Here is a 12,781-nt window from a genome sequence, read left to right on the forward strand (position 1 = left end):
GAATATGGCGCGGCTGGCAGGATTCGAACCCACGACCCCTTGGTTCGTAGCCAAGTACTCTATCCAACTGAGCTACAGCCGCTAAAGAAGTAGAACTATAGCACGGCTATTTTTGCTTGTCACCAAAATATCATCGTTTTTTTGCTGAAATAGCCTCTTTTTGGATTTTCCGGGATGCGAGAAGGCTGGAAAACCGCCAGCCACAAGGTTTGTAGCCCTTTCGGGAACTGGTCATCCTCTTTATTTGGCAGGCGCAGGAAAACCGAGCAGGCAGCAACATCGAACAGTCTGTACTGGATGACTTGCCCCACCGGGCACAAAGTCGCATTATTACGCCATTGTTTTGGAGCCCAATGTAATGGATCTGTCGAAAATTACCTGCACTGAAGATTTCCGCCTGGCGGCCAAACGCCGCGTGCCCAAGATGTTTTATGACTACGCCGACTCCGGCTCCTGGACGCAAGGCACGTATCATGCGAACGAGCAGGATTTTCACAAACTGAAATTCAAACAGCGCGTGGCGGTGGATATTGACCATCGCAGTCTGAAGACCAAGCTTCTGGGCCAGGATGTTGCCATGCCCGTGGCTATTGCCCCTACCGGTCTGACCGGCATGCAGCACGCCGATGGTGAAATGCTGGCGGCTTTGGCCGCACGGGATTTTGGTATTCCTTTCACCCTGTCCACCATGAGCGTGTGCTCGCTGGAAGACGTGGCCCAGGCGACCCGTGCCCCGTTCTGGTTTCAGCTATACGTGATGCGCGATCGCAGCTTTATTGAAAATCTGATTGCGCGTGCCAAAGCGGCTAATTGCTCGGCGCTGGTCCTGACCCTGGACTTGCAGGTTTTGGGGCAGCGTCACAAAGATATTAAAAATGGCCTGACCACGCCTCCTCGCCTGACTATTCCTAATTTGCTGAATCTGGCGACCAAGCCGTACTGGTGCCGCAATATGCTGCGCACGCATCGTCGCAGTTTTGGCAATATCGTCGGCCACGCCAAGGGAGTGTCGGATCTGCGCTCCTTGTCTACCTGGACGGCCGAGCAGTTCGACCCGAGCCTGAACTGGAAAGATATCGAGTGGATCAAGAATGCCTGGGGCGGCAAGCTGATTGTGAAAGGCATTATGGATGCGGACGATGCACGTTATGCCGTGGATAGCGGGGCTGATGCCTTGATCGTGTCCAATCACGGTGGCCGTCAGCTGGATGGCGCGCCATCCTCAATTTCCTGCCTGCCTGCGATCAGCAAGGCGGTAGGTGACAAGATCGAAGTGCTGGTCGATGGTGGTATTCGCAGCGGTCAGGATGTGTTGCGTGCCCGCGCCTTGGGCGCTCAAGGTGCCATGATTGGCCGTGCTTTCCTGTATGCCTTGGGTGCGGCGGGGCAGGCCGGTGTGGCCCGTTTGCTGAAACTGATGGCGAATGAGCTGGACGTGTCCATGGCGTTTTGCGGTCGTACCGATATCAATCAGGTAGACCGCTCCATCTTGCTCAATCCCGATATTTTCGATCGCCCCGGTTACTGAAGACCGATATGCAAGGGCCCTGGCTGGACGGGTAAATGACCTCGTCCGTGGGGCCCGTTCAGATCCAGCACCGGGCCAGCCGGCACAATACCCGTCGGGTTCAGATGGCGGTGACTGCTGTAGTAATGGGTCTTGATGTGATCCAGGCTGACCGTGCTGGCCACGCCAGGCATTTGGTACAGCTCCAGCATGTAGTTCCACAGATTCGGATAATCAATCAGACGGCGCAGATTGCATTTGAAATGGCCAACATAGACCGGATCAAAGCGAATCAGGGTAGTGAACAAGCGCCAGTCGGCCTCGGTCAGTTGCGTGCCAGTCAGGTAGCGCTGCTGGCTCAGGCGAGCCTCCAGCCCGTCCAGGCTGTCAAACAGGGCATGAACTGCTGTGTCGTAGGCGGCTTGTGAGCGGGCAAAACCTGCTTTGTAGACCCCGTTATTGACGGTGTCATACACATGGGCATTGATCTGGTCGATTTCGCCCAGCAGCTCGGCAGGTGCCATATCCAGGCTGCGCGCGCCCAAAGTATCAAAGGCGCTATTGAAAATACGCATGATCTCGGCCGACTCGTTATTGATGATTGTGCCGCGCTGCTTGTCCCACAGTACGGGCACGGTAATGCGCCCTGTGAATTGCGGGTCCGCCTTGGCGTAGAGCTGATGCAGGAACTGGGCATCCATGACCGGGTCCGGCACCACGCCCTCCGCCGGTTCAAAGGTCCAGCCCTGATCGCCCATGATGGGGGCCACCACTGACACTGAAATCAGCTTTTGCAGCCCCTTTAATTCGCGCATGATCAAGGTGCGATGCGCCCAGGGGCAGGCCAGCGAGACATACAGATGATAGCGATTGGCCTGGGCAGGCTGCGCTGCCTGGCCGTCCGGGCCGGGGCCGCCGTCGGCGGTAATCCAGGCCCGGAAGGCAGACTGGGCACGTTGAAATGTATCGGACTGGGTGCTGCTGACAGGCTCTTTGCTATGCCATTGTCCATCTATCATCATGCCCATCTGTGTACTCCGTTTTAGCCTTTCAGCTTGATTGCAATTTCAGCGATATGACGGCCCTGGTAGCGGGCGCCGTCCAGCTCGTTCTGGCTGGGCTGACGTGAACCGTCGCCACCGGCAATGGTGGACGCGCCGTAGGGGCTGCCGCCAGTCACTTCGTTCAGCAGTGTCTGGCCTGCAAAGCTGTAAGGCAGGCCCACCACAATCATGCCAAAGTGCATCAGGTTATGAATAATGGACAGTAGCGTCAGCTCCTGTCCGCCGTGTTGGGTGGCGGTAGAGGTAAAGGCACCGCCTACCTTGCCATTGAGTGCGCCGCGCGCCCACAGGCCACCGGCCTGATCCAGAAAACTGGCCATTTGCGAGCTGATGCGCCCGAAACGGGTGCCGGTGCCGACAATGATGGCGTCATAGTTTTCCAGGTCGCCAATAGTGGCGACCGGGGCGGCTTGATCCAGCTTGAAATTCGCTTTCTGGGCCACGGCTTCCGGGACCAGTTCGGGGACACGCTTGATGTCCACCGTTGCGCCAGCGCTTTGTGCACCTTCGGCAACCGCTTGGGCCATTTTTTCTACGTGGCCATAGGCGGAGTAATAGAGAACCAGGACTTTTGCCATTTGAACTTCTCCAGAAAAGCGATCAACAAGGAATCGGATGGGACAGCGGCCACAGTGCTAAGCCGGGGCGCAGCTGCTATAACGATGATAGTCGTGCCACGCCCGCTCTGCCAAACCCCTGGACGGATTGTTTTGTGTCAGAGTCTGTCTTGCAAAGCGGGTGGCCGTCCCGGGGAGCATCAGCCTGGCAGCAGGGCGTAGGTGGTGGTGGCGTGGGCGGCCAGTCGACCTTGCTCGTCCAGCAGCTTGATGTCGCCAAAGACCATGCTTTTGCCACGCTTCAGCACTTGGGCGTGTACCAGCACATCCCCTTGGCTAACCGGGCGGACAAAGCTGGTGTTCAGCGAAACCGTGGTCATGGGACGAAATTCCCCCAGGCTTTGACTGACGGCCAGCACCATGGCGGTATCGGCTGCCGCCATATACACCTGACCGCAGACCACACCGGCCACGTGTGTCAATTGATCCGAAAAAGGCAGGCGGAGAACCACGCCGTCTTCGTTCAGATTTTCTACGCGCAGCTTCAACGCTTGGACCCAGGGGGCGAACAGCGTGTCCAGCAAGTGTTGGCTTTGTTCGTGAGTCATCAGGGATCAGCCGCAGTAAACGGAGGTGATTTTGTTCTGCTCGTCCACGCGAATGTTCAAACGGGTGGGGTCATAGTCGGTGGTGTACATGCGGTCCGGAGCCAGGACGCGAGCTTTGGCTGCACCGGCCTGTTTGACCAGACGCTCAACCTGGCTTTGGCTGGCGGTTTGACCGGCTGGATTCAAGGCGTCCGCATTGCACAGACCACCAGAGGAGTCGCTGAACGAAGAGGTCGAGCCTGTTTGTGCGCTATTGCCCGTGGCCGTGCAAGCAGCGAGCAAAACGGCGGGAAGTACGCTAAGTAGTACGGAGAGTCGCATGGGAAATCCTTAAAAACAGCTGGGAAGCATTCAGCTTGAAGGATTAATAATACCTGTTCTAGGCGGGGCGTTTAAGGCCTTTGGCACTGCGTTTTGTGGTGGTTTTGCCCGGCTTGACCGATACCTCCGGATGCTGGGCAATCGAGTAGCGCAAGGGGGCCTGGGCCCAAAGGCCGGCATAGTCCACACCGATGCGCGGGCCGACCAGGATTTGCTCTGGCGGCAGGGCGGGGGCGTCCAGCAGATGCAAGCTTGGGCCGCAGGCATCCGCGCCGTTATAGCTCTTGTCGATACCCAGTCCCTTGCACAGACGGCCGGGGCCGGACAGGGAGGGACCATCGACGGGTGACGTCCATTGCGCGGCCCGCAGCAAGACGGCCGTTCCGTCACCTTCCACGCCGCTGACGATATTCATGCAGTGATGCAGGCCGTAAATCAAATACACATAGGCGTAACCTGCCGGGCCAAACATCAGCCGTGTGCGCTCGGTAATACCGCGACGGCTGTGGGCAGCCTGATCCTGGGGACCCAGATAAGCTTCGGTTTCCACAATGGTGGCGCAGCGCTGCCCGCGCTCGTCATTCAAAACCAGGGTTTTGCCCAGCAATTCCAGGGCAACGTAACGCGGATCACGGGCAAAGAACGCACGTGGCAGGTACAGCGCGGATTCAGTCATTTCCGGGAGTCTGCTCCAGCTTGTTCAACCAGGCCTGCTTTTGCTCCTTGGGTAAAAAGGAAGAGCGCAAGCTATTGGCTGCCAGAGTGCGTAAATCGGCCTCCCGCAGATTCAGGGCCTGGGCGGTTTGCAGGTAGTTGTCCAGCAGATAGCCGCCAAAATAGGCTGGGTCGTCCGAGTTCACGCAGACATTCAGGCCGCGATCCAGCAAATGCTTCAGATTGTGCTGGTGCAGGCTATCAAAAACCTTGAGCTTGATGTTGGACAGCGGACAGACTGTCAAGGAAATGGCGTGGTCGGCCAAATACTGCATCAGGGCCGGGTCGTCCTGGCTGCGCACGCCATGGTCGATGCGTTCTACTTTCAGAAGCTGAAGGGCATCGCGTACATAGCTGGCCGGGCCTTCCTCACCCGCGTGGGCGACCAGTCGGAAACCCAGCTCTCGGCAACGGGCATAAACCTTCTCGAATTTGGCGGGCGGGTTGCCCTTTTCCGAGGAGTCCAGGCCAATCGCAATCCACAGGTCGGAATACTGATTGCGCAAGGGCAAGGCGGCTTCCAGGGTGTCAAACGCCTCGGCTTCGCTCAGGTGGCGCAGGAAGCTCAAGATCAGATAGCTGCTGATCCCCAACTCGGATCTGGCCTGGCGGGCGGCGCGGGCAATCCCGGCAAACACGGTTTCCATGGCGATCCCGCGTGCCGTGTGCGTCTGCGGGTCAAACATGATTTCCGTGTGGACAATGCCATCGGCCTGGGCGCGCAGAAAGTAGGCCCAGGTCATGTCAAAGAAATCCTGCTCGGTGATCAGAACCCCCGCCCCGGCGTAGTAGAGGTCCAGAAAGGACTGCAAGTCGGTGAACTGATAGGCGGCGTGCAGGCTGGCCTGATCGGGATAGGGCAGCGTAATGTGATTGCGCTGGGCTAGCTTGAAGATCAAGTCCGGTTCCAGCGTGCCTTCAATATGAAGATGCAGTTCGGCCTTGGGCAGTTGGCGGGTAAATTCGCGTAAAGGAAAAGCGGAATCAGACACGGAGCGCTCCTGGTAGGCAGACTATGCGCCCCATTATACGAAGGCAATAGCTCTGGGGTCAGTTGTCCTTGCCAAGCAAGGCGGCAATGGCCAGAAAGAGCCAGGCCAGAATCATGGCCACCCCGCCAATGGGGGTGATTGCGCCCAGCCATTTCACGCCGCTAAGCACCAGAATGTACAGGCTGCCGCTAAAAATCAGGACGCCAGCCAGCATCAAAATCGCACTGCGAGACTGCCAGGCCGCATTCAGTTGGGGGCCCAAAGCGGCGATCAGCAGCAGGCCCAGGCCATGCAGCAATTGATACAGCACGGCGGTATGCCAGGTTGCCAGTGCTGAAGCATCAACCATGGCGCGCAAGGCATGGGCACCAAAAGCGCCCAGGCCTACGCCCAGCGCCATAATCAGTGTGCCCAGGCACAGGATGGATCGTGATTTCATGTCTTTCCTTGCAAGTCGCTGCACTCGCAGCGCGGAGGGAGGCCAGTGCTATTATCGAACAAAAAAATTGGCTTTGTCTGCAAGGAGGCAGCATGCAAGAAATAGCTCCGGTCGCCCCTGATGCACAAGACGTTGTGGTGGCCGCGTATCGCTATCAGTCTGGCCAGCCTGCTCAGGCCTTGGATATTCACCACCTGCCTGCACACAACCCCTTGAAGGACGGCTTTATCTGGATTGGTTTGAAAGACCCCAGCGAAGCAACTTTGCGCGAAGTGGGGGCGCAGCTGGGCCTGCCCGACAATGCGGTTGAGGAATTGATTGCTCCCCATCGCCGTCCCAAATTGCTGGAGTTCAGCAATTGCCTGATTGTGGTGGCGGTGACTCTGGGCCTGAAAGACCTGCGCCCGCTTTTTGGTACTACGCAGATTCTGATTGCCCATGGTTTGTTGCTGACAGTACGGCGCGGTTCCAACAGCAGCTATCTGGAGTTGCGTTCCCGTCTGGAAAGCACACCAGCCTTGCTGGAACGGGGCAGTGATTTTGTGGCCTCGGAATTGCTGGATCTGATTGTGGACCAGTACCAGACTTGCCTGGAACAAACTGAAAAGGCGGTAGAAGCTATTGAACAGCAATTCCTGATTCGGGGCTTCAAGGAAAACGATGTGCGGCGTATTTATCGTTTACGACGCGATTTGCTGCGTGTGTATAACGCGGTTACGCCTTTGGCGGAGCTAAGCCGTCGTTTGTCGCGCATCGAGCTGGCGTATGTGGATGCAGAAAGCCGGGCGTATTTTGGTGAAGTGGCAGACCGCATTGCCCGCACTTCCGAATTTATTAACAGCCTGCGGCAAGCCCTGGCCTTCGCCTTTGAAGGTGGCTTGATGATAGGGCAGATGCAGCAGACTGACACTACCCGCAAGCTGGCGGCCTGGGCGGCCATTTTGGCCGTGCCGACCGCGGTGGCGGGGATTTACGGCATGAACTTCAAATTCATGCCCGAGCTGGAATGGACGCTGGGCTACCCTCTGGCCTTGGGCCTGATGGGCAGCGTGTGCGGATTTTTGTACTGGAAATTCAAAAAGGCCAAATGGCTCTAGATTAAGAGACGGGGCAGGAAGGCCGGAATCAAGGAGGCGAGATGGGTCTGGAACAGCAGTTACAGAATCAGGTGCCGGATTTGATGAATGACGATCTGTTTGGCGAGGATCCGGCTTTACAACATTGGCAAAGCAAGCTGGCCTCCCAGGAGGCCCGGCAAGCGCTGGCGGACTACGGCAAGAAACTGGGCTCTGCCCATTGGCGCGAGCAAGGCGCCTTGGCTAATCGTCAGCCGCCGCAATGGCGAGGCTGGTCTGCTCAAGGGCAACGAGTCGATCAGGTGGATTTTCATCCCGCCTGGCATCAATTGATGAGCCTGGGCATGGAGCAAGGCCTGCATATCTGGCCCCATCAGTCCGAACCTGGCCAGCACCTGCAACGAGCCATGGGCTTTTACATGCATGGTCAGATTGAGGCGGGCACCTTGTGTCCCTTGACCATGACGCGCGCCGCTGCGCCTTTATTACAGGCTGAGCCGTTTCAGGAATGGGCCGCCAAGCTGGACATCAATCAGTACGATTCTTCGGACCAGTTGATGGCAGAAAAAAGCAGCGTGCTGCTGGGTATGGGCATGACGGAAATGCAGGGCGGCTCTGATCTGCGCGGCTGCACCACCGAAGCGCATCCCCAGGCTCAGGCGTTTCGTCTTTACGGGCACAAATGGTTTTTCTCCGTGCCGCAGGCGGACGGGCATCTGGTACTGGCGCGTGAGCACGAGCAGTTTTCTTGTTTCCTGATGCCGCGCTATACCGAATATGGCTTGAATCGCCGGTATATACGCAGGCTGAAAGACAAATTGGGCAACCGCTCCAACGCCAGTGCCGAAATTGATTTTGATGGTGCACTGGCCTGGCGCGTGGGCCAAGCCGGTCGCGGTATTGCTTTGCTGGCCGGAATGGCGGCCCGTACCCGTATTGATTGCGTGCTGGGCAGTGCCGCCCTGATGCGGCAGGCTTTGGTGCAGTCCCTGCATTACTGTCAGCATCGACGCTGCTTTGGCAAACAGTTGATCGATCAGCCCTTGATGCAGGCGGTATTGCTGGATATGAGCCTGGAAAGCGAAGCGGCCACCCATCTGGCCCTGTTCCTGGTGGACTTGCAGGAACGGGCTGATGATCCTGTGGCGCAGGCGGTGCTACGCGTGCTGGCCCCGGCTGCCAAGTTCTGGGTATGCCGTCGGGCCATCGCCCTGTGTGCCGAAGCCATGGAAACCTGGGGCGGCAACGGCTATATCGAGGATGGCCCCATGCCGCGCTTGCTGCGCGAAGCTCCTGTCAATTCGATTTGGGAAGGCTCAGGCAATGTGATGTGCCTGGATGTGCAGCGCGCCTTGAGTCAGGAAGGCGTATTGGAGGCCTTGCAGGCAGACTTGCGTGCTCGTACCGGGGATGATGCGGAACTGGGTCAGGTTGCACAGGATTTGTTGAGCACGGTTTCCCAGGCGGGAGGCCGTGTCTGGACGCAGAAACTGGCTCTTCTGTACCAAGCCTGCCTGATGCGCCACGTGGCTCCCGATGCCGTCGCGGATCTGTTCGCGACCCATCGTCTGCAACAAGGTCCGGCTACCGTATTCGGGCTGGAAGGTGTGGAGCAGGCTTCCTGGTATTTGCATCGCATCTGGCCCCGCCTGCAGGCGTCTTGATGCAGGCCTGCCTACTAGGGACATTGCTCTGGACAGGCGGTGCGCAGTATCTATAATTTGTTAGCCTAGTTTCTGCTACCCGCCTGGAGTGTTGTCCGCATCATGACTGTGTTTTCCCTGTCCGGCTTTTCTTCTTTGACGCGGCGCACAGCCGTTTGTGCTGGCTTGACGGCTGTGATGGCTGTCTGGGCCCTGCCTGTTCAGGCTCAAGACTTCGAGCTGACAGGGCGCGTGGTGCGGGTGGCCGACGGCGATACGCTGACGATTTTGCCCAGCAATAACAGGCAGGTGCGCGTGCGTCTGGCCAGTATCGATGCTCCCGAAACCACCAAAGACAGCCGTCGTCCCGGCCAGCCCTTTGCCGTGGCCTCACGGCGCTTCTTGTCGGATTTGGTCTCCGGTAAACATTTGACCCTGTCCTGCTATGAGAGCGACCGCCACGGTCGCGCTGTATGCGATGTGCCTTTGGCCGATGGCGAAACCGCCAACCAGAAACTGGTACGGGCTGGAATGGCCATGGCCAACCGTGAAAAACGCGGCCGTTTCCTGCGCGACCCGCGTATTGATCAGCTGGAACGCGAAGCCAAGGAAGCCGGTATAGGCATCTGGTCCGAACCCAGCCCTGTCCCGCCATGGAAATGGCGCTATGACTGCTGGCAGCAAGGGCAATGCTAAGCCCTTTGCGGCGGATGGGGCTGGCCCTGTTGTGCGTCGGATTGGCAGCTTGCTCCAAACCCGTTAACAGCCCTTATCAGGAAGGCAGCGCAGCAGAAAACACGCTCTACAGCGCGTTCACGACCCGCTCCCCCAATCACCTGGACCCGGCCTTGTCCTACTCCGGTGACGAGACACCGTTTACGTATTCGATTTATGAGCCGCTGTACGGCTATCACTATCTGGACCGTCCTTATCGTTTGATCCCCAAGGCGGCTGCCGAGCTGGTAGAGCCTGTGTATCTGGATGAGCAGGGCAATCGTTTGCCTGCCGATGTGCCGGGTGAACAGGTGGCAGTCAGCCGTTACGATATTCCAATCAAGCAAGGCATTCGCTTTCAGCCGCATCCGGCCTTTGCCTTGGATGAGCAGGGCGAGTACCGCTATTACCCCATGCGGGCGCCGGACCTGAACGATGCTTTCAGCATTGCGGACTTCGCCCATACCGGCTCGCGCGAGCTGACGGCTCACGATTACGTTTACGCCTTCAAGCGATTGGCCAGCCCGCGCTTGGCATCTCCTGTGCTGGGGGTGATGGCCGAGCATATCCGGGGCTTCAAGGAGTTCAGTGAAGAGCTGGCCCGTATCGACAAGCAGGAGCCGCGTCCACAGTGGCTGGATTTGAGGCCCTACACTTTGCCGGGTGTGCGAGCGCTGGATAAACACACCTTGCGCATCGAGGTGAATGGCAAGTACCCACAGTTCAAGTACTGGCTGGCCATGACCTTTACCGCGCCCATGGCCTGGGAGGCCGAGCGCTTTTATAGCCAGCCGCGCATGGCGCAGCACAATCTGACGCTGGATAGCTGGCCGGTGGGCACGGGTCCGTTCATGCTGACGGAGTCCTTGACCAACCGCCGTCATGTCCTGAGCCGTAACCCCAATTACCGGGGCGAACCCTACCCCTGCGTAGGTGAGCCGGGCGACCAGGAGGCGGGACTGCTGGAGGATTGCGGCAAACCCATGCCTTTTCTGGATAAAGTGGTGTTCTCTCTGGAAAAAGAGGGCGTCCCCTTGATGGGCAAGTTCCTGCAGGGCTATTACGACATTCCGCAGGTGGAGCGGGGCGAGTACGGTGTCGCCATGACGGTGGCTGCACAGGACTCGGTAGACAAAGCCAATCTGTATCAGGAGCGTGGCCTGCAATTGCGCACGGCTCCCGAAGCGCAATTGTTTTATATGGGCTTTAACTGGCACGACCCGGTGGTCGGTCAGGGCGACACGCCCGAGCAGTTCGAGAAAAACCGCAAGCTGCGTTTAGCCATCAGCATTGTGTTCGATTGGGAGCAGTACGTTTCCATTTTCATGAACGACCAGGGGGAAGCCGCGCATAGTCCTTTGCCGCCCGGCGTACCGGGTTACCAGCCGCTGCCACAAGGCGCCAACCCTTATGTCTACACCAAGGACAATGGCGTGGTAAAACGCCGCAGTCTGGACGAAGCGCGTGATTTGCTGCGACAGGCGGGCTATCCCGATGGACGGGACAGCCGTACCGGCAAGCCCTTGATTCTGTATTACGACTCCATGATGGGTATGGGCTCGGATGCCACGGTGGACTGGATGCGCCGTCAGCTGGCCCAGGTAGGCTTGCAGCTGGAAGTGCGCGCTACCGATTACAACCGCTTTCAGGACAAGATGAAGCGGGGCGCGGCACAGCTATTTCTGTGGGGCTGGGTAGCCGACTACCCGGATGCCGAAAACTTCTTCACCTTGCTTTATGGCCCCCAGGCCAAGAAGGATTTTGGTGGTGAGAACGCCGCCAATTACCAAAGCGCGGAGTTTGATCGCCTGTACGAGCAAATGCGCTTTCTGAACGACGGCCCGGACAAGCAGGCGGTGGTGCAGCAGATGATCCATCTGGTCCAGCATGATGCCCCCTGGATGTTTGGCTATGTGCCCAATGCGGGTGGTGCCTACCAAAGCTGGGTGCGCAATGCCAAGCCGTCCATGATGGTGCGCGACAGCATCCAGTATTACCGTATCGACCCCGAACAGCGTGTGGAGCGCATTGATCGCTGGAACCGCCCCGTCTGGTGGCCCGCCATTCCGCTGGGCTTGCTGGCCTTGATTCTGGTGGGGGTGGTGCGCTCGCAGGCTCAGGCGCGTCGTCGCCATGTGGCTCTGCGCAAGGAGAAAGACTGATGTTTTCCTATATGCTGCGGCGCATTCTGTATGGCGTGCTGATTCTGATAGGGGTCAATCTGCTGACCTTTGTGTTGTTCTTTGCCGTGAACACGCCTGACGATATGGCCCGTTTGTCCATTGGCGGACAGCGCGTCAGCCAGACGGCCATTGAAAACTGGAAGGCAGAGCGCGGTTATAACAAGCCGCTGTTTTATAACGCGCAGGCGGAAGGTTCCAAAACCTTTACCGACACGATTTTCTACGAGCGCTCGGTTCCTTTGTTGCGCCTGGATTTTGGCTTGTCAGACCAGGGGCAGGATATTGCCTATCAGATCAAGCAACGCATGGGGCCCAGTTTGGCGCTGGCCTTGCCCACCTTCTTTTTAGGCTTATGGGTGTGTATCAGTTTTGCCTTGCTGATGGTGTTCTTTCGGGGAACCCGACTGGATTTTTCCGCCGTTGTGCTGTGCGTCGTGTTGATGTCCATTTCGGGCCTGTTCTACATCATTGCCGGGCAATGGCTGTTTGCACGGGTGCTGCGCTGGGTGCCGTTCTCGGGCTGGGTGGAAGGGATGGATAACTGGCGCTTTCTGGTCTTGCCGGTGCTGGTGGGGATTTTGTCGCGCATCGGTGCAGAATCCCGCTTTTACCGTAGCCTGTTCCTGGAAGAGGCCAGCCGTGATTATGTGCGTACGGCGCGCTCCAAGGGGCTGACGGAATCCACCGTCCTGTTCCGCCACGTTTTGCCCAATGCGCTATTGCCCATTCTGACGGGCACCGTCTCGGCCTTGCCCTTGCTGTTCATGGGCAGCCTGATCTCCGAGTCTTTTTTTGGTATTCCGGGTCTGGGCAGCTTCACCATTGATGCCATCAATGCCCAGGACTTCTCCATTGTGCGTGCCATGGTGTTTTTAGGATCGATGCTTTATATCGCCGGTTTGATTCTGGCCGATATCTCCTACACCTTGGTCGACCCCCGCATTCGTTTCAGTTGAGCCCGCC

Annotated in this window: 13 protein-coding genes and 1 tRNA gene; 6 read left to right on the forward strand and 8 right to left on the reverse strand. The window is 58.0% G+C overall.

What is annotated here, in order from left to right; all coding sequences use genetic code 11:
* Positions 1–5 precede the first annotated feature (5 nt).
* Positions 6–82 (reverse strand) — tRNA-Arg (locus U2949_RS16605).
* A gap of 276 nt (positions 83–358) precedes the next feature.
* On the opposite strand from U2949_RS16605, the gene U2949_RS16610 reads away from it, so the two are divergent.
* Complete coding sequence (locus tag U2949_RS16610; protein ID WP_009457768.1) at positions 359–1,528, forward strand: alpha-hydroxy acid oxidase; 1,170 nt, start codon at positions 359–361, stop codon at positions 1,526–1,528.
* Here the strand turns inward: U2949_RS16610 and U2949_RS16615 are convergent.
* From U2949_RS16615 to U2949_RS16645, 7 genes are all read right to left on the reverse strand, one after another.
* Positions 1,522–2,535 carry a glutathione S-transferase family protein gene (locus U2949_RS16615; protein ID WP_321288924.1) on the reverse strand — a complete coding sequence of 338 codons (1,014 nt, stop codon included), beginning with the start codon at positions 2,533–2,535 and terminating at the stop codon, positions 1,522–1,524. The two genes, U2949_RS16610 and U2949_RS16615, sit on opposite strands and share 7 nt — an antisense overlap.
* Positions 2,536–2,549: 14 nt before the next feature.
* Positions 2,550–3,149: an NAD(P)H:quinone oxidoreductase gene (wrbA, locus tag U2949_RS16620; protein WP_009457766.1), complete on the reverse strand. Its 600-nt coding sequence runs from the start codon at positions 3,147–3,149 to the stop codon at positions 2,550–2,552.
* A gap of 179 nt (positions 3,150–3,328) precedes the next feature.
* Positions 3,329–3,736 carry a PaaI family thioesterase gene (locus tag U2949_RS16625; RefSeq protein WP_026484264.1) on the reverse strand — a complete coding sequence of 136 codons (408 nt, stop codon included), beginning with the start codon at positions 3,734–3,736 and terminating at the stop codon, positions 3,329–3,331.
* 6 nt (positions 3,737–3,742) lie between these two features.
* Positions 3,743–4,057 (reverse strand): I78 family peptidase inhibitor, encoded by a 315-nt coding sequence (locus tag U2949_RS16630; protein WP_042484061.1) that lies wholly within the window; start codon positions 4,055–4,057, stop codon positions 3,743–3,745.
* A 58-nt stretch (positions 4,058–4,115) separates the two neighbouring features.
* Positions 4,116–4,733 (reverse strand): DNA-3-methyladenine glycosylase, encoded by a 618-nt coding sequence (locus U2949_RS16635; protein WP_035275088.1) that lies wholly within the window; start codon positions 4,731–4,733, stop codon positions 4,116–4,118.
* Positions 4,726–5,763 carry an adenosine deaminase gene (locus U2949_RS16640; RefSeq protein ID WP_321288926.1) on the reverse strand — a complete coding sequence of 346 codons (1,038 nt, stop codon included), beginning with the start codon at positions 5,761–5,763 and terminating at the stop codon, positions 4,726–4,728. Before U2949_RS16640 ends, U2949_RS16635 begins: the two co-directional genes overlap by 8 nt.
* Before the next feature lie 58 nt (positions 5,764–5,821).
* Entirely contained in the window at positions 5,822–6,202 is a 381-nt protein-coding gene (locus U2949_RS16645; RefSeq protein WP_026484268.1) for a DUF423 domain-containing protein, read from the reverse strand.
* Positions 6,203–6,294: 92 nt separating this feature from the next.
* Between U2949_RS16645 and U2949_RS16650 the strand changes: the two genes are divergently transcribed.
* From U2949_RS16650 to U2949_RS16670, 5 genes are all read left to right on the forward strand, one after another.
* A complete protein-coding gene (locus U2949_RS16650) occupies positions 6,295–7,299 on the forward strand; it encodes a magnesium and cobalt transport protein CorA (protein WP_035275091.1) in 1,005 nt (334 codons plus the stop codon).
* 41 nt (positions 7,300–7,340) lie between these two features.
* Positions 7,341–8,942 carry an acyl-CoA dehydrogenase family protein gene (locus U2949_RS16655; protein WP_026484270.1) on the forward strand — a complete coding sequence of 534 codons (1,602 nt, stop codon included), beginning with the start codon at positions 7,341–7,343 and terminating at the stop codon, positions 8,940–8,942.
* A gap of 102 nt (positions 8,943–9,044) precedes the next feature.
* On the forward strand, positions 9,045–9,617 hold the full coding sequence (locus U2949_RS16660) for a thermonuclease family protein (RefSeq protein WP_257723460.1): 573 nt from the start codon (positions 9,045–9,047) through the stop codon (positions 9,615–9,617).
* Positions 9,611–11,797 carry an ABC transporter substrate-binding protein gene (locus U2949_RS16665; protein WP_026484271.1) on the forward strand — a complete coding sequence of 729 codons (2,187 nt, stop codon included), beginning with the start codon at positions 9,611–9,613 and terminating at the stop codon, positions 11,795–11,797. Before U2949_RS16660 ends, U2949_RS16665 begins: the two co-directional genes overlap by 7 nt.
* Positions 11,797–12,774: an ABC transporter permease gene (locus U2949_RS16670; RefSeq protein ID WP_063693492.1), complete on the forward strand. Its 978-nt coding sequence runs from the start codon at positions 11,797–11,799 to the stop codon at positions 12,772–12,774. Before U2949_RS16665 ends, U2949_RS16670 begins: the two co-directional genes overlap by 1 nt.
* The last annotated feature ends 7 nt before the right edge of the window (positions 12,775–12,781 follow it).

Source organism: Alcaligenes phenolicus (assembly GCF_032063905.1).
Classification (GTDB): domain Bacteria; phylum Pseudomonadota; class Gammaproteobacteria; order Burkholderiales; family Burkholderiaceae_B; genus Alcaligenes; species Alcaligenes phenolicus.

Excerpts from the sequence above, each read along its gene's own strand:
- U2949_RS16610 (WP_009457768.1), top strand. The coding sequence starts at position 359 with ATGGATCTGTCGAAAATTACCTGCACTGAAGATTTCCGCCTGGCGGCC.
- U2949_RS16615 (WP_321288924.1), bottom strand. The coding sequence starts at position 2,535 with ATGGGCATGATGATAGATGGACAATGGCATAGCAAAGAGCCTGTCAGC.
- wrbA (WP_009457766.1), bottom strand. The coding sequence starts at position 3,149 with ATGGCAAAAGTCCTGGTTCTCTATTACTCCGCCTATGGCCACGTAGAA.
- U2949_RS16625 (WP_026484264.1), bottom strand. The coding sequence starts at position 3,736 with ATGACTCACGAACAAAGCCAACACTTGCTGGACACGCTGTTCGCCCCC.
- U2949_RS16630 (WP_042484061.1), bottom strand. The coding sequence starts at position 4,057 with ATGCGACTCTCCGTACTACTTAGCGTACTTCCCGCCGTTTTGCTCGCT.
- U2949_RS16635 (WP_035275088.1), bottom strand. The coding sequence starts at position 4,733 with ATGACTGAATCCGCGCTGTACCTGCCACGTGCGTTCTTTGCCCGTGAT.
- U2949_RS16645 (WP_026484268.1), bottom strand. The coding sequence starts at position 6,202 with ATGAAATCACGATCCATCCTGTGCCTGGGCACACTGATTATGGCGCTG.
- U2949_RS16650 (WP_035275091.1), top strand. The coding sequence starts at position 6,295 with ATGCAAGAAATAGCTCCGGTCGCCCCTGATGCACAAGACGTTGTGGTG.
- U2949_RS16655 (WP_026484270.1), top strand. The coding sequence starts at position 7,341 with ATGGGTCTGGAACAGCAGTTACAGAATCAGGTGCCGGATTTGATGAAT.
- U2949_RS16660 (WP_257723460.1), top strand. The coding sequence starts at position 9,045 with ATGACTGTGTTTTCCCTGTCCGGCTTTTCTTCTTTGACGCGGCGCACA.
- U2949_RS16665 (WP_026484271.1), top strand. The coding sequence starts at position 9,611 with ATGCTAAGCCCTTTGCGGCGGATGGGGCTGGCCCTGTTGTGCGTCGGA.
- U2949_RS16670 (WP_063693492.1), top strand. The coding sequence starts at position 11,797 with ATGTTTTCCTATATGCTGCGGCGCATTCTGTATGGCGTGCTGATTCTG.